The 22,228-nt window shown below is 52.1% G+C and carries 18 protein-coding genes and 1 pseudogene; 8 read left to right on the forward strand and 11 right to left on the reverse strand.

Annotated features, from left to right (window positions below):
• Positions 1-84 precede the first annotated feature (84 nt).
• The 4 genes from ACS18Q_RS08095 to ACS18Q_RS08110 form a co-directional block, all read right to left on the reverse strand.
• Positions 85-1,215: a lipocalin-like domain-containing protein gene (locus ACS18Q_RS08095; RefSeq protein ID WP_441256896.1), complete on the reverse strand. Its 1,131-nt coding sequence runs from the start codon at positions 1,213-1,215 to the stop codon at positions 85-87.
• Complete coding sequence (locus tag ACS18Q_RS08100) at positions 1,215-3,668, reverse strand: ABC transporter permease (protein ID WP_154181228.1); 2,454 nt, start codon at positions 3,666-3,668, stop codon at positions 1,215-1,217. The genes ACS18Q_RS08095 and ACS18Q_RS08100 overlap by 1 nt, the downstream gene beginning before the upstream one ends.
• On the reverse strand, positions 3,649-4,320 hold the full coding sequence (locus ACS18Q_RS08105; RefSeq protein WP_004725612.1) for an ABC transporter ATP-binding protein: 672 nt from the start codon (positions 4,318-4,320) through the stop codon (positions 3,649-3,651). Before ACS18Q_RS08105 ends, ACS18Q_RS08100 begins: the two co-directional genes overlap by 20 nt.
• A gap of 123 nt (positions 4,321-4,443) precedes the next feature.
• Positions 4,444-5,820: an MATE family efflux transporter gene (locus ACS18Q_RS08110; RefSeq protein ID WP_394624607.1), complete on the reverse strand. Its 1,377-nt coding sequence runs from the start codon at positions 5,818-5,820 to the stop codon at positions 4,444-4,446.
• 100 nt (positions 5,821-5,920) lie between these two features.
• Here ACS18Q_RS08110 and ACS18Q_RS08115 point away from each other — a divergent pair, with 100 nt between their 5' ends.
• A complete protein-coding gene (locus tag ACS18Q_RS08115; protein WP_441256897.1) occupies positions 5,921-7,357 on the forward strand; it encodes a DUF2867 domain-containing protein in 1,437 nt (478 codons plus the stop codon).
• 135 nt (positions 7,358-7,492) lie between these two features.
• On the opposite strand, the gene ACS18Q_RS08120 is transcribed toward ACS18Q_RS08115, so the two are convergent.
• From ACS18Q_RS08120 to rsuA, 3 genes are all read right to left on the reverse strand, one after another.
• Positions 7,493-8,152: a DUF2913 family protein gene (locus ACS18Q_RS08120; RefSeq protein WP_206980287.1), complete on the reverse strand. Its 660-nt coding sequence runs from the start codon at positions 8,150-8,152 to the stop codon at positions 7,493-7,495.
• Positions 8,152-9,360 (reverse strand): Bcr/CflA family multidrug efflux MFS transporter, encoded by a 1,209-nt coding sequence (locus tag ACS18Q_RS08125; protein ID WP_004725604.1) that lies wholly within the window; start codon positions 9,358-9,360, stop codon positions 8,152-8,154. Before ACS18Q_RS08125 ends, ACS18Q_RS08120 begins: the two co-directional genes overlap by 1 nt.
• A 163-nt stretch (positions 9,361-9,523) precedes the next feature.
• Positions 9,524-10,225, reverse strand: a complete 702-nt coding sequence (gene rsuA / locus ACS18Q_RS08130; RefSeq protein WP_441256898.1) for a 16S rRNA pseudouridine(516) synthase RsuA — start codon at positions 10,223-10,225, stop codon at positions 9,524-9,526.
• Between the two features lie 86 nt (positions 10,226-10,311).
• Here rsuA and ACS18Q_RS08135 point away from each other — a divergent pair, with 86 nt between their 5' ends.
• From ACS18Q_RS08135 to rplY, 5 genes are all read left to right on the forward strand, one after another.
• Positions 10,312-12,048 carry a DEAD/DEAH box helicase gene (locus ACS18Q_RS08135; RefSeq protein WP_143678925.1) on the forward strand — a complete coding sequence of 579 codons (1,737 nt, stop codon included), beginning with the start codon at positions 10,312-10,314 and terminating at the stop codon, positions 12,046-12,048.
• 80 nt (positions 12,049-12,128) lie between these two features.
• Positions 12,129-12,518, forward strand: coding sequence for a PepSY domain-containing protein (locus ACS18Q_RS08140; protein WP_004725598.1), 390 nt, complete (start codon positions 12,129-12,131; stop codon positions 12,516-12,518).
• A gap of 9 nt (positions 12,519-12,527) precedes the next feature.
• Positions 12,528-13,187, forward strand: a complete 660-nt coding sequence (locus ACS18Q_RS08145; protein WP_014204965.1) for a response regulator transcription factor — start codon at positions 12,528-12,530, stop codon at positions 13,185-13,187.
• Positions 13,177-14,523, forward strand: coding sequence for an ATP-binding protein (locus ACS18Q_RS08150; protein ID WP_441256899.1), 1,347 nt, complete (start codon positions 13,177-13,179; stop codon positions 14,521-14,523). The genes ACS18Q_RS08145 and ACS18Q_RS08150 overlap by 11 nt, the downstream gene beginning before the upstream one ends.
• A gap of 291 nt (positions 14,524-14,814) precedes the next feature.
• Positions 14,815-15,093 (forward strand): 50S ribosomal protein L25, encoded by a 279-nt coding sequence (gene rplY, locus ACS18Q_RS08155; protein ID WP_004725590.1) that lies wholly within the window; start codon positions 14,815-14,817, stop codon positions 15,091-15,093.
• Between the two features lie 195 nt (positions 15,094-15,288).
• Here the strand turns inward: rplY and ACS18Q_RS08160 are convergent.
• Positions 15,289-15,444: pseudogene (locus ACS18Q_RS08160) on the reverse strand (helix-turn-helix domain-containing protein); the annotation flags it as partial.
• 108 nt (positions 15,445-15,552) lie between these two features.
• Here ACS18Q_RS08160 and ACS18Q_RS08165 point away from each other — a divergent pair.
• Together ACS18Q_RS08165 and ACS18Q_RS08170 are read left to right on the forward strand one after the other, a co-directional pair.
• On the forward strand, positions 15,553-16,725 hold the full coding sequence (locus ACS18Q_RS08165) for a MerR family transcriptional regulator (protein WP_206980290.1): 1,173 nt from the start codon (positions 15,553-15,555) through the stop codon (positions 16,723-16,725).
• Between the two features lie 2 nt (positions 16,726-16,727).
• Positions 16,728-17,237, forward strand: coding sequence for a GNAT family N-acetyltransferase (locus tag ACS18Q_RS08170; protein WP_014204960.1), 510 nt, complete (start codon positions 16,728-16,730; stop codon positions 17,235-17,237).
• A gap of 134 nt (positions 17,238-17,371) precedes the next feature.
• On the opposite strand, the gene ACS18Q_RS08175 is transcribed toward ACS18Q_RS08170, so the two are convergent.
• From ACS18Q_RS08175 to dcuC, 3 genes are read right to left on the reverse strand one after another with little or no spacing between them, the layout of a single operon-like run.
• Positions 17,372-19,051: an NAD-dependent malic enzyme gene (locus ACS18Q_RS08175; RefSeq protein ID WP_206980291.1), complete on the reverse strand. Its 1,680-nt coding sequence runs from the start codon at positions 19,049-19,051 to the stop codon at positions 17,372-17,374.
• Entirely contained in the window at positions 19,044-20,408 is a 1,365-nt protein-coding gene (locus ACS18Q_RS08180) for a class-II fumarase/aspartase family protein (RefSeq protein ID WP_208549903.1), read from the reverse strand. The genes ACS18Q_RS08175 and ACS18Q_RS08180 overlap by 8 nt, the downstream gene beginning before the upstream one ends.
• 10 nt (positions 20,409-20,418) lie before the next feature.
• Positions 20,419-21,780 (reverse strand): C4-dicarboxylate transporter DcuC, encoded by a 1,362-nt coding sequence (dcuC, locus tag ACS18Q_RS08185; protein WP_441256900.1) that lies wholly within the window; start codon positions 21,778-21,780, stop codon positions 20,419-20,421.
• Positions 21,781-22,228: the final 448 nt, after the last annotated feature.

A 22,228-nucleotide genomic window follows, 5' to 3' on the forward strand; every position in this document is an offset into this window, starting at 1 on the left:
GTACATAACAAAACGGGAACCACTGAGTGGTTCCCGATAAAATATAACCCATGTTTGATGGCGACTCACGTTCGCAAACATGGCTCAGTAACCGGTTAACTGCATGAAACCTTTGGCGCGATGTGACCCCACGGCGTAAATCGGGCCTTCCCAATATGGCAGTGCAAACGGCAACCACAAATGTTGATTGAGCACGCTGGTAGAGATGTTGATGTTCTGGCTTGGAATTGAAATATGCCATTGCAGCGGCACCGATTTCCCATTCGCCAGTGACGTTAAGTGCACAGGCTTGATCTGAATGTCAGACTCTTTCAGCGCAATCACCTTGCCATCCTTGGTCGACAACGTGCCAAACACGTAAGGCAGTTGCAATGAATGGCGGTAACGGCTGACGGTCAACGTGGTCCTGTCATCAAGTTCCAACACAAACCAATCCCAACCTTGTTGCCCTTCAGCCAACAGGCCACTGCCCCACTCTTTACTCACCCACGCCGTACCTTCAACCGTCACAGGCGGCGTGTTTTTACTCAGTTGAAGCTTGCCACGCACTTGAATGAAAGGCGCTTGAATGTTGTAAGATGCCACTGGTAATAAATCGTGTTTGGTTTGATACCCTTTATCGCCCGGCAGCACATAAGGACCTGACGCGGTCATTTGTAGCAACAGCGCAAAGGAATCGGTATTAACACTCAATAGCCCCGGTAGCGGCCCATTGCCCAGCGAGCGCCAGTTCCAGTTATCGATCCACAAACGAAACGGCTGACTATTCATGCCCGCTTGGCCAATACCACCACGCGCGATCCGCTGTTCGCGCCAAACGTGGTCACGCGTCGAAATCACGGTGTGTGATAAATAAAGCTGAGGACTTTGCCAACCGATGGTGTTTCTGTCGTCATTGGCGATGCGGAAATAGTTCCATTGCACACCGTAATGTTGGCCATTTTCGTCCGTCACGTTGGCGAAGAAATGCCACCATTCATGTTGAAACTGGGGATGAAATGCAAAATCGCCAGGCAGCGTCACCGGATGATTCGGTAAAACCGGTTCGTAGACCTGATGGCGCTGCGAAGTGAGCGTCGAATGAAGGTCATCGCCGTGACTTTCCTGTTTCTGAGTAAAAAACAGCAAGTACGTCAGATAGCCGATCAACGCAATGATGCCCACACACACCAGCGTTGCCGCCGCTAACTTCATGTTTTTCTTCAGCGTCTTCATTACAGCGCATCCCTTAACGACTTCATCGCTGACTGTCTCACCAAGCGAATCACGGGCAGTGCGCCTGCGACAATCAAGGCCAACATCGACCACAAGGCCGTGCGCGCATACGCGCCTTGGATCAGTTGCAGTTCCATGGTCCATCCAAACGACTGACGAATAACCACATCAACCACCAATTTCGCTAGCGCGATCCCAAGCGGCATCGCAATCAGCAACGCAATTGCGCCGAATACAAACAGTTGCAACGCGCCGATGATCACCAACTCTTTGCCGGATACGCCCAAACAACGCAGCAGCGAAATATGACGCTGACGAGACACTTCTCCTGCCAAGGTAGCAAAGAAGATACCGCACACAGCGATCAAGAGCGTGATGTTACCCAGTGTTCCGGCAATGGCAAACGTGCGGTCAAACACGCGCATCGCCTGTTGATGGATGCCGGTGTTATCAAAAATACGTTCCGAGTCGAGGCGGAAGACGGTATCCAAACGTTTCTTCAGTCCTTCGCCGTGAATGCCTTCGTGCAATTTAACCGCCAAAGCGACATTCCCTGTGCCCGCAAAGGCGTACAGCCAGTTGCGATGCGACATCAGCACCTGATTGTACGGGTTGCCGTAATCGTAATAGACGCCGACAACCAGCCAGCCCTGCCCCAACGGCATCGACAAATCGATGTAATCGCCCGGGCGAATGCCCAGTTTGATCGCCATCGATTCACTGATCATCACGCCCCGCGAATTGTGTAGATGATACCAATAGTTTGGCACGCCCAACTTCACCGTCAGTGAATCCAGCTCACCGTCGGACGCACCGGTACTGACCACCTGCAACACCCCTTTGTCGGTGGAGAAGTCTTTTTCCCAGCGCCACCACACATCTTGCACTTCAGGTTGCTTGATCAGCCAATCACTCATGCGCGATGCCGAGCTGTTGGTTGGATAAAGATATACATCCGCCGCCAAACGTTGTGTCAGCCATTTTTCGGTGGTGTCGCGGAAACTGCCGACCATGGTTTCGACGCCAATATTCGCCGCCATCGCCAACATGAATGCCATGGTTGCCACACCGCGGTAGCTCATACTCGCCGCTGCATCAGCAAAGAACCAACGCACTTTGACCCAACGTAACGTGTAGGAAAAACTAAGGAACACTTTCCAGATCAAGAATGGCGTGACCAGCGCGGCACTGAGCAGCATCAAGGCGATGATCGCAAAACCCGAAGATTGGGTTTTCGGCGCTTGGTAGACTGCGAACGCAGCAATTCCCAAGCCGCACGCCACCAAAGCCTGCAACGTAAACTCTGAGCCAGCAAAACGCACCAGAGAAAGACGCGTCGTCAAACGCACCGGCTGTGAGCGCAACAAGCGAATCAACGGCCAAGCGCACGAAGCAAATGCACCGAAAATTGCCATGAACAGACTGTAACTGCTCCACGACCAATCCCAACGAATCGATAACCCAACGTTCGCTTCATACAGGTTCGCCAAACTCGCCGATACGGATGGAATGAGTTGATTGGCCAGAATCAGCCCAAACACGTTCCCGCACACCCAGCTCAAAATAACGAGGCCAAATAGCTCAATCGACAAGGCTTTCGCTAATTGCCAACCTGACACACCGGTTTGGCGCAAAATCCCCACCAGCGGCTGACGTTGAATCAACGAAAGTGACATCGCTTGATAGAAGATAAACAACCCCACCAAGAAGGAGAGCATGCCCATCGCGGTCAGGTTCATGTGAAACGCGCGAGTGAGTGATTCCAGCTCTGAGCGCGTGCTGCGCACCAATGTCATGCCGTTGGGCAGCGAATTTTTCAGCGCTTCTAGTTTTTCTGGCGGCATGTCGCTACACGCAATCACCGATAGACCTGCGCTTTTCTTCAGCATCCGCACCAGCGACAAGTCGGCGATCACGCGCGTGCCGTTGATCAGGTTGTTGCTGTCAATCAACACGGGGCCGAGTTTCGAGCCGTCATCCAACTTGATAAAGTCACCATTCGCCCAACCTTGGATGGAGGCAAAATCTTTGCTGACCATGATCGGATACGGCGGCGTCATCAACGCCAGTGTGTGCATTTCACTCAGGGTTTTGCCATTGCCAAGCGGCAACATGGCCACCGGGTCGATGCCGATTAGGGTCATGTCCACGCCAGATTTGGTGGTCAAACGATAGTTATCAAACGGGGCGCATTGAATAAAGCCATCACGGCGTAATTGAACGTAGAAACCTTGCGGGATTTTATTGGCCGCGTGTTTGGTACGAACGCGATAAGGTAATGGATTGGAGAATAATTTTTCGCCATGCTCGTAGCTTTGACGTGCATGTTGGTTAATAGCGGTCACGCCCACCAATAGCGAAACGCTGAGCGTCAAGCCCAGCCAAACAAGAAAGATCTGCAGTGGGTAGCGACGGTAATGCCCAAGTAGTGCTTTAACTACGGGCCATAACATGAAGTTGTCCTCCCTGGAGACGAATGCAACCTTCCATGTGTTGCGCTACTTTTTCACTGTGGGTCACCAACAGTAATGTGCACTCCAGTTGCCTTGCCAACGAGGTTAACAGACGCATCACCGCTTCTGCATTACGCTCATCTAAACTTCCGGTCGGTTCATCGGCAAGCAAGAGCGTCGGTTCCATATACAGCGCACGCGCAATTGCTGCACGCTGTTGTTGTCCACCAGACACTTCTTCAGGATAACGTCCCAGCAGCGGCATGAGATCGAGCGCGGACAGGATTTGACGCCATAACCCCTGATCTTCCGGCAAGCCTTTGAGCTGACGACAGAATCGGATGTTGTCGGCAATGTTCAGGGTGGGAAGCAGGTTAAACTGCTGAAAAACATGACCGATGTTATTACGACGAAAGGCGGTACGTTTGTGTTCGGCATTATTATGCATGCCAAATCCGGGAAACCAAATTTCACCAGAATCTGCGGTATCCAGCCCGGCAATCAGGTTGAGTAGCGTGCTCTTGCCCGAGCCGCTCTCGCCCATTAATGCCAACTGATCGCCTTGATTTAACGTCAACTGCGCTCCCTGCAATACAGGGTGGAATTCATCGCCATCCACATAGCCTTTGGACAGGTCTATCAGCTGTAACATTAAATCGCTCGTCGTCATTGGAAAGTGGACTGAGAATCTACACTAAATCCCTTTCAACAGGAAGTAATTTGGATATCAGATCACAAAATATGCACTTAAATGCATTACAAAATGGTTTTACGTCTAGTTTTCAATCAAATTGCGCATCCACTTCTTGCTTTTCATGCGCCATATTGACCCAAACCATTTCACCACTTCTTCTGTTAAAAACAGTAAATAGATCCATTCTGGTTTCGCATGGAGATAAATTGCTGCAAACGCCGCCAAAGGAATGCCGATCACCCATTGTGCGATCATGTCTTGGCCGAGGCAGAATTTTACATCCCCACCCGCGCGCAGTACCCCCACAATAATCGTCATCGGAATTGAGCGCAGCACAATGCCCAAACTCAAGATCATGATGAATTCTTCAGCCAACTCACGAGTTTCAACCGTTAGAGCACTAAACGAGTTGAGGATCGGAATTTGTACAACAAACAGCAGCATTGCCACCACAATTCCCACGCCCAAACTGAGGAAGGTGATCCCCAGCGCTTGATAATAGACAGCCTCAAAATTCTTCGCGCCAAGTTGGTTCCCCACCAGCACCGCCGCCGCATTCGACATGCCTATCAGCAAACTCAAAGAAATAGACTCAACGGGCGTCATCACCGACAGCGCTGCCAAGCCTTGCACGCCGGTTTGGCCCATGATGGCGTGATAAGCGAACAAGCCCCCGGCCCAGCCGAGGAAATTAAAGGTGGTCGGCAGCGAGAGCTTAAGAAAACGCGCAATGGTTTTCCACACCATCACGGCGCGAATGTCGCCAAGGTGGAAGGCCAACAAGTGATGTTTACCGTAGAGGTAACCATACAAGGTTGCGACTTCAATCAAACCACTGAGTAGCGTCGCAATCGCCGCACCCTGAATGCCCATTGCCGGCAAACCGAACTTCCCGAAAATCAAAATCCAGTTCAGGAAGACGTTGGATAAAATCCCAATGCCGCTGAAGAAGGTGCTGATGCCCGGTTTGTGCATTGCGCGTAGACCAACGGCCATACTACTGACACACGCCACCGCAAACATACTAAATGACGTGATCACCAAGTATTGCGTACCCAGCTCGTTGACTCGCGCCGAATCAGTTGTCAATCCCATGATCTGAGTGGGGAAGATTAAAAACAGCGCCACGGTAAACAGGGCAAAGAACATCGAGACCAACCAAGTCAACGCGGTACTTTCACGTACACCTTGCTTGTTCGCTGCGCCCCAATACTGCGCCGTCAATAAGGCGCCGCCGGTGGTCACGCCCACCAACATAATGGTGGTGACAAACGTCGCGCGCGCAGCCACGCCCACGGCGGCAATCTCTGCTTCTCCCAATTGGCCCAGCATTAATACGTCGACCAGACCACGACTCGAAAACATGATGCTTTGCAGGCTGATGGGCAGCGCAATCGCCACTAAACGGCGGAAAAAATCACCCCGAGTGTGATGTAAAACTTGAGAGATAACAGACAACAGAACACCTCAAAGGCAAGAGTTTGATAGCAAGGGGAAAAATGAGCAGCTATTATACGCGTATGCTCATAATCACACCACTCCATTCAAAGGATGACGAATGAAGAAAGTTCTCGTGCTGGGTGCGTCCGGCTATGTTGGCTCTCAACTGCTGCCCCTGCTACTGGCAGAAGGGTACCAAGTCACTGCAGCGTCACGCCACACCGACTATCTCACCATGCGCATTGCGCCCCATCCTCAGCTCACCATCACCCCATTGGATCTTGCCGATGAAGCAGCCACGCTGGCGCTGGTGCCACAATTTGATTTGGTGTTTTTTCTGGTTCATGGCATGGCACAAGGCCATGACTTTGTCGATTACGAACTTTCACTCGCGCATCACTTTAAACACGCGCTCGATCAAAGCGAGGTTCAGCACGTCATCTACTTGAGTGCCTTGCAACCACACACGGGTCACTCCGAGCACTTGCAAGCACGGCGTGAAACCGGCGATATTTTGCGCCAAAGTCAAGTGCCTGTGACCGAGCTGCGCGCCGGCGTGATCATCGGCCCCGGTTCGGCGGCGTTCGAGATCATGCGCGATTTTGTCTATAACTTACCGATTTTGATTGCGCCCAAATGGGTGGATTCCAAAGCCAACCCAATTGCGCTGGCAAACCTCAATCATTACCTTCTTAATCTGGCGAAAGAGACGCCAACCACACATCAGCTATTTGAAGCAGGTGGCCCGGATACCCTCACCTACCGCGAACAATTTCGCGTGATTTGCGAATTGGCGAAAAAGCCGTTTCGCCTGTGGTCGACCTCACTCCTCACGCCGCGCATGGCGTCGTACTGGCTTGGGTTGGTTACCTCAGTGCCATCGAGTATCGGTCGTGCCTTGCTTGACGGCTTATCGCACGACTATGTCGCCCATGCAGAAGAGATTCAGCAGCGTTATCCGCAACCGTTGATCAGTTATTACGACGCGGCCAAACACACCATTGATCAGGAAGGGGTCTTTGTGCGAACCGAAGTGTGGGGCTTTGATCCCAATGCCCTCAACCGTTGGCAACCGGGTTTTGGCTACTACCCCAAACAAGCGGGGGCCACCATCACCACCGACGTGAGTGCGCAGCAATTATGGGCGGTGATTCGTACCATCGGTAGCCGTGAAGAAGGATATTTCTTTGCCAACGTATTGTGGCGCACGCGCGAGTGGCTCGATCTGTTCTTCGGCGGTGGCAAGCCAGTGCGCCGCAGTCCGCCGGGGCCAGAGTTGCAGGTGGGAGATTTTCTCGACTCATGGAAAGTCATTCGCAGCGAGCCCAATCGCTTTTTATCGCTGTTTTTTGGCATGAAAGGCCCGGGGCTGGGGCGCCTTGAATTTACGATCAAAGAGGTGAACGGCAAACGCGAGCTCAACGTCACCGCGTGGTGGCATCCACAAGGTTTTCTGGGCTTGTTGTATTGGTTTGCCATGATGCCCGCGCATCTGTTTATTTTTAACGGCATGGTGAAAGCCATCGTGAAAAAAGCGCAACAAAAAAGGCGCTGAATCTCAGCACCTTTTTCTCCGATGTTGCTTTTTATCTGATGTTACTTTTTACCTGATGTTAGAGGAATGCCGCAAAGCGTTCCTTCAATCGACCCCGTTCATGTCAATCCGTGTCGAACATCAGCTTGCTGAGCATCAATCCGCTTTGAATGACAGCGGAATTTCCGCCACCTGCAGTCCCATATTGCCCGGGTAAACAAGGTATTCACCGTGATATTTCACGTTGGATTTATAATCGGTGCGCTTGTGCAGCATGAATCCGGCCGCTGCCGCTTTCTCAACAAACCCAGCATGATGACCACGGACAAACCAACTCATTGGTTTGGTCAGCAGTTCCCCTTCAAAACAGGACTCACATTGCGTAGCGCACAGCGCCAGTGAGTTTTGTCCATCCGTGAAAATCTGCACTTTGCCACAGTTCACCAGCGGCTCAGAGGTCGAAACTTCCCAACCGTCCTGCTCCATCGTGTCGAGGAACTGCTCGATTTTCTTGTCGGTGATGGTGTTGTCGCGCGCGTCATTAAAAAACGACGCGTAATATGCGGAAATACGTTTGAAGGTAAACAGCAATTCAGATTGATTGCCTTTAGAACGCCCTGCTTTCTGCCAGCGCGAGAGATCATCCACCACACAACGATGGAAACGTTGGCCTTTCAGCGCCTTGGTTACCCAATGCACCAAAAAATGATTATTGGCCACTGGTGCATTCACCAGCTTGCCTGAACGATGTTCAGCATCTAACTCTGCCAATGCCGTATTCACGACATTCTGAATTTCCAAGTAGTAATCTGCCACTACGCTTTTCTTCCTAAGATCCAATAAAAACTTGCTGATAATACCGAACATCCGGCCATCACGAAAACCATTGGCCACGTCACGTCACCGGGCATCGCGGCCACTAGCGCGCCCACCAGCGACCCCGTACCAAAGCGCAACGTTCCAGCCAAAGAGGATGCCGTTCCCGCCATGCGCGGGTAACCACTTAATAATAGCCCCATGGAGTTACTACCAATGGTAGAAATGGAGCCGACAAACAGCACCACAAACGGCACCGTGCCCCATAATCCTACGCCCATGAGCCAACCGACGAACAAGCCAATCCCCGCCAGCAACTGTACGAACAAGCCAAAGCGCAGCATGGCATGTGAACCCACTTTCTTCACCACACGGCCATTGAGGCTGGTCATCGCAATCATGGCGACAATGTTCAGGCCAAACAAGTAACCAAACTCATTCGGCGTGACGCCATAAATATCGATGTACACAAACGAACCGGCAGTTAAGAAGGCAAACATACCGGAGAACGAAAACGCGCCAGCGAAAATCAGCCCCATCGCTTCGCTATTGCGACACAGTTGAACGTAGTTTTTGATGGTGCTTTTAAAATGCAGCGGCTGACGATTTTCGGCCGACAGCGTCTCCGGAATTTTCCAGAACACCATCGCGATCACCACCGCAGAAAAAATCGCCAATGCCCAGAAAATTGAACGCCAGCCAAACCAAACCGCTAAGTGCCCGCCGATCATTGGCGCCAACAGCGGCGCTAACGTCACCACCAGCGTCACAAACGACATCGCACGCGCAAAGTCTTCGCGGTCGAACATATCACGCACCACCGCCTGAATCACCACTGCCGCCGCCGCGCCAGCAAACCCTTGCGCTGCGCGAATCATGGTTAACGCATCAATGCCATCGGTGGTCGCACTCACCATGGATGCGATGGCAAACAGAAGAATGCCGCACAGCATCACCGGACGACGGCCGTAACTATCGGCAAGGGGGCCATGCAAAAGTTGGCCGATAGCAAACCCGGCCGTATAGGCCGTTAACGTAATTTGAACCGCGCCGGCACTGGCACCGAGATCGCGAGCAATCGCCGGCATCGCGGGTAGATACATGTCGATCGCCAATGGGGTTAACGCGCCAATCGCGCCAAGCACCACAAACAACAGAAAACCGAGCTTCGAAGCATCATGCTGAGGGGAAGCAGTATTCGAGGTCATAAATCTCCACTTTGATAAAAATACGAAGTGCGACAACAAGGTGCCGCACTTCGATCATTGAGTAAACGCGTCACAGATTAGGGAAATACGCGTAAACTTCTAGTTCTTATTAGGAAACAAACTATTTCCTAATTTACCTTTTGTTTCCTGACAGAGTCATCAGTTACTTCCAAATGGACGCCACTTCCGCTTCCGAGAGGTAACGGTATTCGCCCGGTTCCAAGGACTCATCCAGCACGATCTCGCCCACGCGCTCGCGGTGCAGCGCTTCGACTTTGTTTCCGAGCGCCGCAAACATGCGTTTCACCTGATGATACTTGCCTTCATGAATGGTCAGCAGCACTTCGTTTTCGTCAGCGTTGACCAATTCCATGTGCGCAGGCAGCGTCAGTTCACGCTCGTTACGCAGCTCAATCCCGTGAGCCAATTTCTCAGCGTAATCCGCTTGAACCGCATCGGCCAACCACACGCGGTACGTTTTGTCGCACTTGTGCTTCGGCGACGTAATCCGGTGAGACCACTGGCCATCATCGGTGATCAGCACCAAGCCCGTGGTATCCACATCCAAACGGCCCGCAAAATGCAGGCCGCGCATATTCACTTCATCGAGCAGAACAAATGCCGTTTGATTAAAGCCATCTTCATGCGAGCAAACAAACCCTTCTGGCTTATACAACATAATGTAACGTGGCCCCGTCAGAGACAGTTGGCGCTCTTGCCATGCCACCACGGATGCTTCCGTCACTTGGACTGAACCGCTTTTTTGAATTTTACCATCAACGGTTACATCGCCACTTTTTAGAATCTGAGTGGCTTCTTTTCGTGTGCTGCCCAGCGCATCACACAAGAATTTATCTAAACGCATGAATACCTCATCTGCTTGAAGTCGGGTATTATAGCGGGCTGACACCAAATAGTTGAACTATTTCACCGATATTATCGCTGGCCCGCATGTACACACTTCGCCCCTATCAAACCGATTCCGTGAAAGCAGTGATCCACTACTTTCGTCAACACGCAACCCCCGCTGTGATTGTGCTACCAACCGGCGCTGGTAAAAGTTTGGTGATCGCCGAATTGGCGCGCTTAGCCAAAGGTCGCGTGTTGGTGCTAGCACACGTGAAAGAGTTGGTGGAACAAAACCACGCCAAGTACGAAGGCTATGGCCTCAAAGGCGCCATCTTCTCAGCAGGCCTTGGCCGCAAAGAGACCGATCAACAAGTGGTGTTTGCCTCAGTACAATCGGTGGTACGCAACCTCGACGCGTTCAAAAACCAGTTTTCGCTGTTGGTGATCGACGAATGCCACCGCGTGCCAGACGAAAAAAGCAGCAGCTATCAAAAAGTCATCACCCACCTGCTGGAACTCAATGCGGGCATGAAGGTGTTGGGCCTGACCGCCACGCCGTATCGTTTGGGCATGGGTTGGATTTATCAGTACCACACGCGCGGTTTGGTGCGCAGCGAAGAGCCACGCTTTTTCCGCGACTGCATTTTTGAATTACCGATTCGTTATCTGTTGGATGAAGGATTTCTTACCCCAGCGCGACTGATTGACGCGCCCGTACTGAGCTATGATTTCTCGCAATTGAAACCCGCCAACACCGGGCGCTACAAAGAATCCGACATGGATTTGGTGATCGAGCAGTCAAAACGCGCCACACCGCAAATTGTCGCGCAAATCATTCAACTCGCCGCCGACAAACAAGGCGTGATGGTCTTCGCCGCCACCGTGCGTCACGCGCAGGAAATTCTCAGCTTGCTGCCAGAGTCGGAATCCGACATTGTGATTGGCGATACGCCCTCGCCCGAGCGTGATGCGATCATTCAACGCTTCAAGCAACGGGAGTTAAAGTTTCTCGTCAATGTGTCGGTGCTGACCACCGGTTTCGATGCGCCGCACGTGGATCTGATTGCCATTTTGCGCCCCACCGAATCGGTCAGCTTGTATCAACAAATCGTCGGGCGGGGTTTGCGCCTTTCGCCGGGGAAAACCGAATGTCTGGTGCTTGATTATGCGGGCAACACCTACGATTTATATCAGCCGGAAGTTGGCGATCCCAAACCCGATTCCGACAGTGAAATCATCACCATTCCCTGCCCGGCTTGCGGTTTTAACAACAACTTTTGGGGCAAACTCGACAGCAACGGTTTTTTGATTGAACACTACGGCCGCCGCTGCCAAGGGTATTTCACCGATGAAGAAACCGGCGAGCGCGAACACTGCGGCTATCGCTTTCGCGCCAAATACTGCGGCGAATGCGGAGCAGACAACGACATCGCAGCGCGCATTTGCCACGAGTGCGATGCGACGTTGGTGGATCCCGACAAAAAACTCAAAGAAGCGCTGAATCTGAAAGATGCGTTGGTATTTGAGTGCCTTGAAATGGATTTGTCGGTGTTGAAAGACGACAAAGGCAAGTCCCAACTCAAAGTGACCTACCGCGGAGACAACAACGCGCAGGTGCATGAGTTTTGGTCGCTCACGACCGCCAAACAAAAAGCCACGTTCAAAGAACGCTTTGTGCGTCCGCATTTGGCCGACAAGCACCGCCCGTTCGAGGAAGCGTCGCCCAGCAAAGTGGTCAACAATCAACACCGCTTTCGCCCGCCCCAATTTGTGATTGCCCGTAAATCGGGGCGCTTCTGGAAAATGCGCGACAAAATCTTCGCAGATGAGCTGAGTTAATCGCCGCAACACGGTTGATTCACTTTCTATTCATTTTCATTTTTATATACTGACGGCATGTGACTGAACAGGTAGCTAATATGTTGAATCGACACATGAAAGCGTTCGCATGCCTTGCTCTTTGCAGCAGCCTTTCTCTGCCAGCTTTCGCGGGCGACGATGTATCGCATGAATTTATCCAAGACGCCTACAAAGAAGGGGCGCGCGTCAAAATCGACGAAGACCAAGACGAAGTGTTTGAAGCCGTTCGCCAAGGCAAAATTCGCCCGTTTTCCGAGTTGTATGCCGCCATCGACCAACAGTTAAATGGACGCGTCATTAAGGTAGAACTAGATGAAGACGATGATGAATGGGTTTATGAACTGAAACTGGTTTATGACAATAAAGTGATTCGTGTGGAATACAACGCCGCCACCCTTGAGCTAATGTCTATTCGTGGACGTAACGTCCTCGACGTCATCAAAAAATAGAGAAACATCATGAAAATATTGGTAGTGGAAGACGACGCTCGCCTGGGTGAACAAATCATTGCATCGCTTGAACAGACCGGCTGGGTGCCCGAATTGTCGCAAGACGGCATTGATGCGCTTTACCGCGCCACGTCTGAAGAATGGGATGTGATTGTCCTCGACCTTGGCCTGCCCAAACTTGATGGGTTGACCGTCTTGAAAGGCATTCGTGATGAGAACATTAACACGCCGGTGGTCATTCTCAGCGCGCGCGATACCTTAACCCAGCGAGTGGAAGGGTTGAACGCAGGGGCCGACGATTACCTCACCAAACCATTTGAAATGGTGGAACTCATCGCGCGCATTCGTGCGCAACTGCGCCGAGCGTCAGGCAACGCCTCACCGGTGATGCAAATTGGCGATTTGAGCCTCGACACGCGCAGCTCCAAAGTGATGTGGCGTGGACAAGCCATCAACCTCACCGCGTTGGAATACAAGGTGGTCGCCTACTTTATGCATAACCCCGAAAAAGTCATTTCTCGCACTGAGTTGGTGGAACACATTTACAAGCAAGATTTTGATCGCGACTCCAACACCATCGAAGTGTTTATCGGCCGAATCCGCAAAAAGATCGCGCCGAACATCATCAAAACTGTACGCGGTTTAGGGTATCAACTGCATGCCGAATAGAACGTCGCCGTTCAAGCGTCTCAGCCTCAAAAGCCGCTTATTGTTAGCGGCCACCTTGTGGCTGAGCGCGATGATCCTATCTGCCGGTTACATCATTCCCAGCTTGGTGAAAGACTATCTAGTGTCGGATGTCAAAACCCAGTTGCGCCTGTCGATGGACGAAATCACCGCCAACCTCGAGGCCAACAATCGCGGCAGTTTGAGCCTGGCGATTCGTTTGTCTGACCCACGATTTTATCAACCCTACAGCGGCCTGTATTGGACCGCCAGTGTCGGCAGCCAAGAGTTGCGCTCTCGCTCGTTATGGGATAAAGCGCTGACCAAGCACGACCATGGTTTGAAAACCACCTATCTGGGCGCAAAAGATGAACCGCTGGTCATTTTAACGCGCACGGTGTACTTGCCCGAATTTTCCAACCCGATTTCGATTGTGATCGGTGTCGATGAAGCTCCCATCATGGCAACCCTGAATCAAGTCGTGAGCCAGCTATGGGTGATTTTGGGCATGCTGTTTATCGGCGTTTTGGTGTTGATTTCGGCGCAAATCTCTTGGTCGTTATGGCCATTAGGTAAAATGCAAAAAGAACTGGTGGCGCTGCGTAAAGGGGAACAATCGGGGCTGGATGAAACCTATCCGAAAGAAATTTCGCCGTTGGTGAACGATCTCAACGCCCTGCTGTTTCATTATCAGGAGCTGCTTGAACGCGCTCGCAATCATGCAGGCAACCTCTCACACGCACTGAAAACGCCGCTGTCGGTGTTAAAGAACGAGGTGGCGTCATTGCCGCCAGAGCAACGCGACACCTTGCTACAGCCGATGACGCAGATTCAAAACCAGATTGATTACCACCTTGGCCGCGCCCGCATGGCCGGTTCAGCGAATATTCTGGCGGTGAAAACTTGCCCCGGCGAGCGGGTCGATCGGATTGCCATGGCCTTCGATAAAGTCTACGCAGAACGAGAGATTGTGTTGGTCAACGAACTCGACTCTGACGTCGAAGTCGCCGTCGACACCACCGACTTTGATGAGATGGCGGGGAACCTGTTGGAAAACAGCTATAAATGGGCGCATTCGCTGATTCGCGTGCATAGCCGCGTCGTCGATAAAAAATGGGTTGAGATCTGTATCGAGGACGATGGCCCCGGCATTGACGACAGCAAACTTCATGACGCGGTCAAACGCGGCGTGCGCCTCGACGAAACACAGCCCGGCACCGGATTGGGCTTGAACATTGTGAGTGAAATGGCGCACAGCTATCAGGGCGCGCTCACCCTTTCACGCAGCAAACTGGGCGGATTGTCCGCCGTTTTAAGGCTCAAACAACCGACTTTGTGACGCCCTTGCACCCCATATCCTCGTGATTGTTTGAGGCAACGGGCGCGGCGTGATTGTCGCCCCCAAAAGCCGCCTTGAAACAGAGCGAGATGGTGAAAGCAGCAAACATTGGTTAAATCCACGCCCAACAGCGTGTTTGCCCATGTTTTTCTATTGCCGGAAGCGCATTTGAATGGTAGTATCCGCGCTCGTTTTGGTGCTAACGCTTTGTTGACATCGAAACTTTACCACGGTGACAAGGTCGCATTGTCGCTGTGACATGACTAATTTACTAATTTGAGAGTAAATACTATGAAATTTGAAGCAGTAGTACGTACTGAGCTAGGTAAAGGTGCGAGCCGCCGCCTACGTAACACTGGCAACTTCCCTGCTATCGTTTACGGTGGTGAAGCTGCGCCAGTATCAATCACTCTGAACCACGATGACATCGTGAACCAGATGGACAAACCTGAATTCTACGAAGCAATCGTTCTTGTGATCGATGGCGCTGAAGTTAAGGTTAAGCCACAAGACGTTCAACGTCACGCGTTCAAGCCAAAAGTTGAGCACATGGACTTCATCCGTATCTAATTCCCTACCAAGGAATTAGTTGGATTAAATCCAACCTTTTGCATATATAAGACGACCGGCCTTACCATCCGAGAATCTAGAAATTCGAAAGCCCGATGCTACCAACATCGGGCTTTCACCGTTTCTGGACTCTCAAAATAGGCACGGCCCACCTCACCAATCCCATCGCTTTTCTCACTACCCTTTCTTTTTTCTCTAACGATAGCGCTTCATGGCCGACCGGTATTCACTGGGGCTGACGCGTTTATACGCTTTAAACTGGCGATTGAAATTGGCTTGGTTTGTATACCCCACCTTATCGCGAATCACATTCACCGGAACGTCGGTATGAGTAAGAACAGCGTGTATTCGACACGTGACGCGCTCATTTTCTTTTCACTTTTTGTTGAAAAGTAGGTTGACCTGTCTAAAGCTTCATAGTTTATCGTTCACTTCATCAACGCAGAGGATCCCAAGTTCATGTATCAAATTTCAGAGTTAGCGCAGCACGTCGGCTTGAGCCGTTCCACGTTACTCTATTACGAGAAACTGGGATTAATTACTGGCCGGCGACAAAGCAATGGTTACCGAATCTATTCGGAGCACGATCGACAACGCATCAAACTGTTGCAGCAGTTGCAGGCCGGTGGGCTTTCGCTCAAAGAGTGTCAAGCATGTTTAGAAGGCAACATCGATAAACCAACGCTAGAAGCAAGGCTTGCGATCCTCGATGCGGCGATCACCGAAAAGCAGTCCGCAAGAGATCTTCTCGCCGCCTTACTTGGCAAGAGTTCAATGCGGCCATGGCATCAAAGCGTTGAACAAAGTGCGCCAGCGGCGCATTTAGAGTGGCTCATGAAACAAGGATTTAGCGAAAAAAATGCCTTGAGATTGAAATGGTTGTCCAAAGACATGAATGAACACGAACAGTACATGATTGATTTTGACTCGATTTTCCAAGGCCTCGACAGACTGGGCCCCGGCGATGACGCTGACAGTTTACGCGCTTTGCAAGCACTGCCCCGTCATGACGGTAACTTATTGGAGATTGGCTGCGGTAAAGGGCCCACAACGCGCTTACTGGCACAGCACACCGCTTTCGACATTACGGCACTGGATAACGATGAGTACAGCCTCAGTTGTTTGAAAGAAACCGTGGCAGGCCATCCATGGGGCCATCGAATCGAAACTTGCTGCGCCAGCATGACCGACATGCCCTTTGCTTCGGCACAATTTGATGTGCTTTGGGCAGAAGGCAGTGCGTACATCATGGGGGTTCCGCATGCTCTGAAAGCTTGGAAACGCTTTCTAAAACCTGAAGGCTACTTGGTTCTCAGTGATTTAGTGTGGCTGACCCACACGCCTGATGCCCAAGCCGAGCAGTTTTGGCAGGTTAATTATCCGGGGATGGTCACCGAGAACCAGCGGCTTGAAGAGGCAAAAGCGGCGGGTTACGAGGTGGTGGAAAGCTTTCCTCAAAGCGCGCAGGCATGGCGCAACTACTTGGAGCCGCTCAACGCAAAACTGGCGCAACTCAGCGAGGCAACGTTGACCTCTCAAGCGCTCAACGATTTACGCCAAGAGCTGCACATTCACCAACACTATTTAGGCCAATATGGCTACCACATTTGGGTATTAAAAAATAAAGGTTAATCATGAACATCAGACCAGAAACACCTGCTGACATCACCTCGATTGAACAGGTCACTTATCGCGCATTTGAAAACCACCCGCACCACGAACCGGGCGCGAAACCGACGGAACATCGCATCGTCGCGACACTGCGTGAGGCAGGCGCGCTGTCGCTGTCGCTTATCTGCGAAGACGACACTGGCATCATTGGGCACATCGCGTTCTCTCCGATTCACATTGATGGTGCCGCATGTGATTGGTACGGATTAGGCCCGGTCTCGGTGGTGCCAGAGCGACAAGGGGAAGGCATCGGTGGCGCGCTGATTCGTGAATCACTGTCCGTGTTGAAAGCCCAAGGCGCTCAGGGTGTCGTATTGCTTGGCGAACCGCAGTACTACCAACGCTTTGGTTTTCAATCTCAGCCCAACCTGACCTACCCTGGCGTGCCTGCGGAATACTTTATGGCGCTGTCGCTGGCAGACGCCATACCCAGTGGTGAGGTAACTTATCACGCCGCATTCTTTACACATTAATCGTTCGCTGTAAGCGTCAACGAAGGCATGTAATCAGGCCGCTCAGTGAACCACGGAGCGGCCTGTTTCAGAGCATGTACAAAATTTCAGGGCATCTAACAAATGTCAGGACATACCCCACATATCAAACTCGGTTACGACGCTACGCGGCGGTACTCACTGTATTGTGCCTGCCAAAACGCCTCATCAATACGTTCCAACAATCGCTCTTCCGTTCTGTCGGGTGCTTTGCCCTGCGCCACCGCTTGTTTCGCGACCGCCAATGCAATGTGGCGCGACACCGCCTGAATGTCGCTCAATGGTGGCAGCAATCGGTCTCCCCCCGAGCGCATCGGCGACATCGACGCCAGCGCGATGCTGGCTTGTTGAAGCATCTCATTGGTGACGCGATTGGCGTTGGCGCTGATGACCCCAAGCCCCACACCGGGAAAGATGTAGCTGTTATTACACTGCACAATCGGATAGCGCTGGCCGTCATAAACCACATCATCAAACGGACTGCCGGTGGCTATGATCGCCTTGCCTTGTGTCCAAGTGACAATATCGGCGGGTGTGGCTTCCACCCGGCTGGTGGGATTAGACAGCGGCATCACCACCGGACGCTCACACCCCTGTGCCATGGCTTCAATCACCGTTTGGCTAAACAAACCGGGCACGCCCGTCACGCCAATCAGCACATCCGGTTTCGCTTGCTGCACCACGTCCAGTAAGCTGATCGCTTGGTGGTCATCCAGCTGCCACTGCGCTCTCAACGAAGATGGCTGCGCCAAATTTTTCTGAAACGGCAGTAAGCTGGTCATACTTTGCTCCAGCAGTCCCCAGCGATCCACCATATAAATCTGGCTGCGCGCCTGCGCTTCAGGCAACCCTTCCGACACCATTTGTGCGATCACCGCTTCGGCAATCCCGCACCCCGCAGAGCCCGCACCAGCAAACACGATACGCTGCTTGGAGAGTGACGTCCCCGTCACATGCGCCGCCGACAACAAGGTGCCCACCGTCACCGACGCCGTACCTTGAATGTCATCGTTAAAACAGCAGCACTGATCGTGATAACGGTTCAGCAGTGGCATCGCATTGGTTTGCGCAAAATCTTCAAACTGGATCAGTGCATCCGGCCAACGTTGGCGAATGGCGTTCAGACAATCGTCGACAAACTCATCATACAGCTCACCCGTCACGCGTGGATGACGCCACCCCATGTACATCGGATCAGACAGCAGCGCTGAGTTGTTGGTGCCAACATCCAAGACAATCGGCAAAGTGTGCTCTGGGTTGATCCCGCCACACGCGGTATACAACGCCAACTTACCAATGGGAATGCCCATCCCGCCAATGCCCTGATCGCCTAAACCGAGAATGCGTTCGCCGTCAGTAACCACGATCACCTTCACCTCGGTGTTAGGCGCGTTGTTGAGCAGCTCGTCCAAATTATCGCGATCGGCGAGACTCAAAAACAAACCGCGATTGCGACGATAGATCTGCGAGAATTTCTGACACGCATCCCCCACCGTCGGCGTGTAAATGATTGGCATCATCTCTTCAATGTGCTGATTGAGCAGCCGGTAGTAGAGCGTTTCGTTGGTGTCTTGAATGTTGCGCAGATAAATGTGTTGATCCATGGGCGACGCAAATACCGAAAACTGGTCGTACGCACGACTAGCCTGATCGTCGATGGATTCAATATTGGCTGGCAACAACCCCATCAAATTAAAGCTTTTGCGCTCTTCCAGAGTGAACGCGCTGCCCTTGTTCAGCAGCGGCGTATTCAACAACGTGTTGCCCGCTTGGCGAATGAACATCTTCTTAGCCATGCGTGACCTCCTCGCGATACAGCGCGATCGCTTCGTCGATGAGTGCGTCGTTGCATCCCAAATAATGCTTAGGTTCGCACGCGTCCTCAATCTCCTGCGCCGACAAAATCGCCGCCACGCCTTGGTCTTGTTTTAATACGGCCACTAAGTCGCCTGATGCCGGGGCATTGGCAAGCGCCGCTTTCACTTTGGCATAGCCTTCTCCGCGCCCCACTTTTTCTGCCGCTTTCATCATCACCGCCTCCGACATAATGAAACTGCGCGATGCAGAAAAATTCGCTCGCATCTTGGGCGCATCAACAATGAGGTTGGCGATCAGGCGTTCGGCACGTTCAAGGGACGTGGCCACTGCCAACGACGCTTCAGGCACCAAGCTCCAGTTCAACACGCGCATCGAAGCAGAACGCACATCGTGCTGGTCCATCAAGTTTGGCGCGCCGCTGGCATACATCCACCCCATGCGTGACAGCGTTTGAATCATGTTCGCCGCCCGCGGGTTGGCTTTGTGCGGCATGGTGCTAGAGCCACCGCCCGCTTCGCCTTCACGCACTTCACCCAACGAAGCGCGCCCCATGGTTTCGGTATCGTTGGCGATGCGGCATAACGTGCCATGAATGAGGGCGAAAAACTGAATCAACTCGGCAATGTGATCCAAACTGGCGTTGTTGAACCCTTTCGGCTCTTGCAGTGCGAGCCGATGAAACAGACGCTCACGAACCACTAACCCTTGTTCACCAATCGACGACAAATTCCCCACCGCGCCGCCATACATGCCGACGGTCACACGCGGATACAGCGCATCCAAACGCGCCACATGACGCGTGATTTCTTGCAGGTAACCGCTGACGTGCAGCCCCCACGTGGTGGGCAAGGCATCCATCGCATTGGTGCGAGCGACCATCACGGTGTGCTTGTGATCCAACGCCATCTGCGCCAATTGGTCGCCCAGCGAAATCAACTGGCCGCGCACAATATCGAGTGTCTGCTTAATGCGCATCGCCAAGCTGGTATCAAGCAGATCCTGCGTGGTGCATCCCCAATGGAGATATTTCTTCACCGCATCATCGCCCCGATCGGCCAATTGTTCCACCAGCGGTTTGATCGCCATGCCGACGATTTGTGTCTCTTGCGCCAAACGGGGCCAATCGATGTTCTCCACTTGGCACACCTGTTCAATGGCCGCCACCGCAGAGCGGGGAATGATCCCCAGTTCCGCCTGTACGTTGGCAATCGCAACTTCAAACGTTAACCACGTGCGAATTAAGTTTTCATCAGACCACACCTGCTTCATTTCTGCCTGCGTAAACAGCGGTGAATAAAGCATGGAGTCGAAAACGGAAGTATTTGAACCTTGCATATCAACTGTCCTACGCGCCGATGAATGTGATGAGAAGTACTGTGGCTAAGCCGCCCAACATAGGAATGGTGGTGCGTTTCACCAACTCAATCGGCGGAATACCGGCCACGCCTGCACACGCGATCACCACCCCGGCCACTGGAGAGAATGAGCGGAAAATCCCTGCAGAAAGCTGCATCGGCATCGCAATCGCCGCAGTGGCAACACCAACGTTGGCCGCGACGTCTGGCGCGAGGTTGGAGAAGCTAAAGAACGCAGCGTTGCCCGAACCCGACATCAGCGCGGTCACACCAATAATCGCCACCAGCATCACCACCATCATGGTGTAACCAAAGCCCAAATGGTCAGCCACGCCGAGCATGCCGGAGATAAAGCCAATCGCGCCCAAGCCCACTACAAAGGTTTGCGCCGCAATGATCAGCGACACCACACTGGCAAACACATCGCCCATTCCCTGCAAATAGACTTTGAGTGACGCCGCCACCGACTTGGCATTTCTCGAATACAGGTAATCACACAACATGGCCACCGCGAGGCTGAAGAACATCGCGGTCACCACGTCGATTTTGATCGATGTGATGGCAAATTTACTAAAGGTCAGCAGCAGCACCAACGGCAGTACAGGCAAAATAGCAAACCACAATGGTGCGTCGCGCGAGGTGTCTTCTTTAGCTTGAAGTTCATAAGAAACACCATTGACTTCATCACGCTTATCAAACCATTTCTGACAAACAAAATGCAGCAGTGCAATCACCAGCGCCGAACAAATCCCAACGAACAGTTGGTGCTCCACAAAGTACGAGGCCGCATCAATGCCAATCACTTCCGCCGCTTTGTTCGATGCACCAGATGCGGGGCCTAAATCGAGGCATGCCGTGGTCGCAAGCACCGCCGCAACCGATGCAGGCGTGCAACCAATGCCAACCAACACGGGATAAAGCGCGACCAAAAGGAGCATCGCCAAACCGACCGCGCTGGGGATAAACACGTTCAAGAACTGGCCGAGAATGTAGGCTAACGCGAGAATGATGTAAGGGTTGTGAATCGCCGACAGCGGTTTGGTAGCGACTTTAACCAGTGCGTTTGCCGCACCGATATGCCCCATGTATTTGGAGAAGCCACCCACGGCCATGATGATCAACCCCAATTTCGCCAACGTTGACGATGAGATGCTTTTAATCACAAGGAAGAAATCGACGACCGTGGCACCGGATGTGCTGACGCCTTTCGGCAAAAATTCAGCGCCACCAGCAAGAACGCCGACCAGCATCATCAAGATACCCGAACCAAACAAGATGGCTTGTGTATTGTATTTTTTTACGATTAGAAAACCTGCCCCAAATACAATTGGCAGAGCGAGCAGAGCGACCATAAGTTTCACCTTTTTTATAGTATTACGTCGCTTACATCTTGTTCCGCCCATGGCCTAGACAATATGGGAATTAATTATTCTCTAAAAAAAGTGTGAAGCGATGGGTATATCATCGCCTCACGAGCCCATCACTTTTTTATTTACCCAAAATCCTGCGTTTATTTTGAATCAAGAGGTTCATGTATCACATACGATAGCGACATCGATCACACACCAAAGGAAAAAATCAGTGCTCCATCAGGCATTGAGGCTCGAAAAACAGGGGCAATGGGAATCGTTCTTTCCCAGTCCCACCGTTTAAAAACCTCTGCAATCCATTGAAAAACAAACAACATAAAAACTACTCAATTCGAACCCAACCCGTACTCATGGCGGGAAATGACATTTCTCATCGCAGCGAAAAACAGGGGCTGTTCGCCGCCAAATATTTATGTGGGTCACATTATTA

This window comes from Vibrio sp. Vf1514, assembly GCF_052076135.1.
In the GTDB taxonomy this organism is placed as follows: domain Bacteria; phylum Pseudomonadota; class Gammaproteobacteria; order Enterobacterales; family Vibrionaceae; genus Vibrio; species Vibrio furnissii.

Bases quoted from the DNA above. Each gene is read 5' to 3' on its own strand.
- ACS18Q_RS08115 (WP_441256897.1), top strand. From the start codon at position 5,921: ATGAAGAAAGTTCTCGTGCTGGGTGCGTCCGGCTATGTTGGCTCTCAA.
- ACS18Q_RS08095 (WP_441256896.1), bottom strand. From the start codon at position 1,215: ATGAAGACGCTGAAGAAAAACATGAAGTTAGCGGCGGCAACGCTGGTG.
- ACS18Q_RS08105 (WP_004725612.1), bottom strand. From the start codon at position 4,320: ATGTTACAGCTGATAGACCTGTCCAAAGGCTATGTGGATGGCGATGAA.
- ACS18Q_RS08150 (WP_441256899.1), top strand. From the start codon at position 13,177: ATGCCGAATAGAACGTCGCCGTTCAAGCGTCTCAGCCTCAAAAGCCGC.
- ACS18Q_RS08125 (WP_004725604.1), bottom strand. From the start codon at position 9,360: ATGACCTCGAATACTGCTTCCCCTCAGCATGATGCTTCGAAGCTCGGT.
- rsuA (WP_441256898.1), bottom strand. From the start codon at position 10,225: ATGCGTTTAGATAAATTCTTGTGTGATGCGCTGGGCAGCACACGAAAA.
- ACS18Q_RS08165 (WP_206980290.1), top strand. From the start codon at position 15,553: ATGTATCAAATTTCAGAGTTAGCGCAGCACGTCGGCTTGAGCCGTTCC.
- ACS18Q_RS08170 (WP_014204960.1), top strand. From the start codon at position 16,728: ATGAACATCAGACCAGAAACACCTGCTGACATCACCTCGATTGAACAG.
- rplY (WP_004725590.1), top strand. From the start codon at position 14,815: ATGAAATTTGAAGCAGTAGTACGTACTGAGCTAGGTAAAGGTGCGAGC.
- ACS18Q_RS08175 (WP_206980291.1), bottom strand. From the start codon at position 19,051: ATGGCTAAGAAGATGTTCATTCGCCAAGCGGGCAACACGTTGTTGAAT.
- ACS18Q_RS08180 (WP_208549903.1), bottom strand. From the start codon at position 20,408: ATGCAAGGTTCAAATACTTCCGTTTTCGACTCCATGCTTTATTCACCG.
- ACS18Q_RS08145 (WP_014204965.1), top strand. From the start codon at position 12,528: ATGAAAATATTGGTAGTGGAAGACGACGCTCGCCTGGGTGAACAAATC.
- ACS18Q_RS08100 (WP_154181228.1), bottom strand. From the start codon at position 3,668: ATGTTATGGCCCGTAGTTAAAGCACTACTTGGGCATTACCGTCGCTAC.
- ACS18Q_RS08135 (WP_143678925.1), top strand. From the start codon at position 10,312: ATGTACACACTTCGCCCCTATCAAACCGATTCCGTGAAAGCAGTGATC.
- dcuC (WP_441256900.1), bottom strand. From the start codon at position 21,780: ATGGTCGCTCTGCTCGCTCTGCCAATTGTATTTGGGGCAGGTTTTCTA.
- ACS18Q_RS08140 (WP_004725598.1), top strand. From the start codon at position 12,129: ATGTTGAATCGACACATGAAAGCGTTCGCATGCCTTGCTCTTTGCAGC.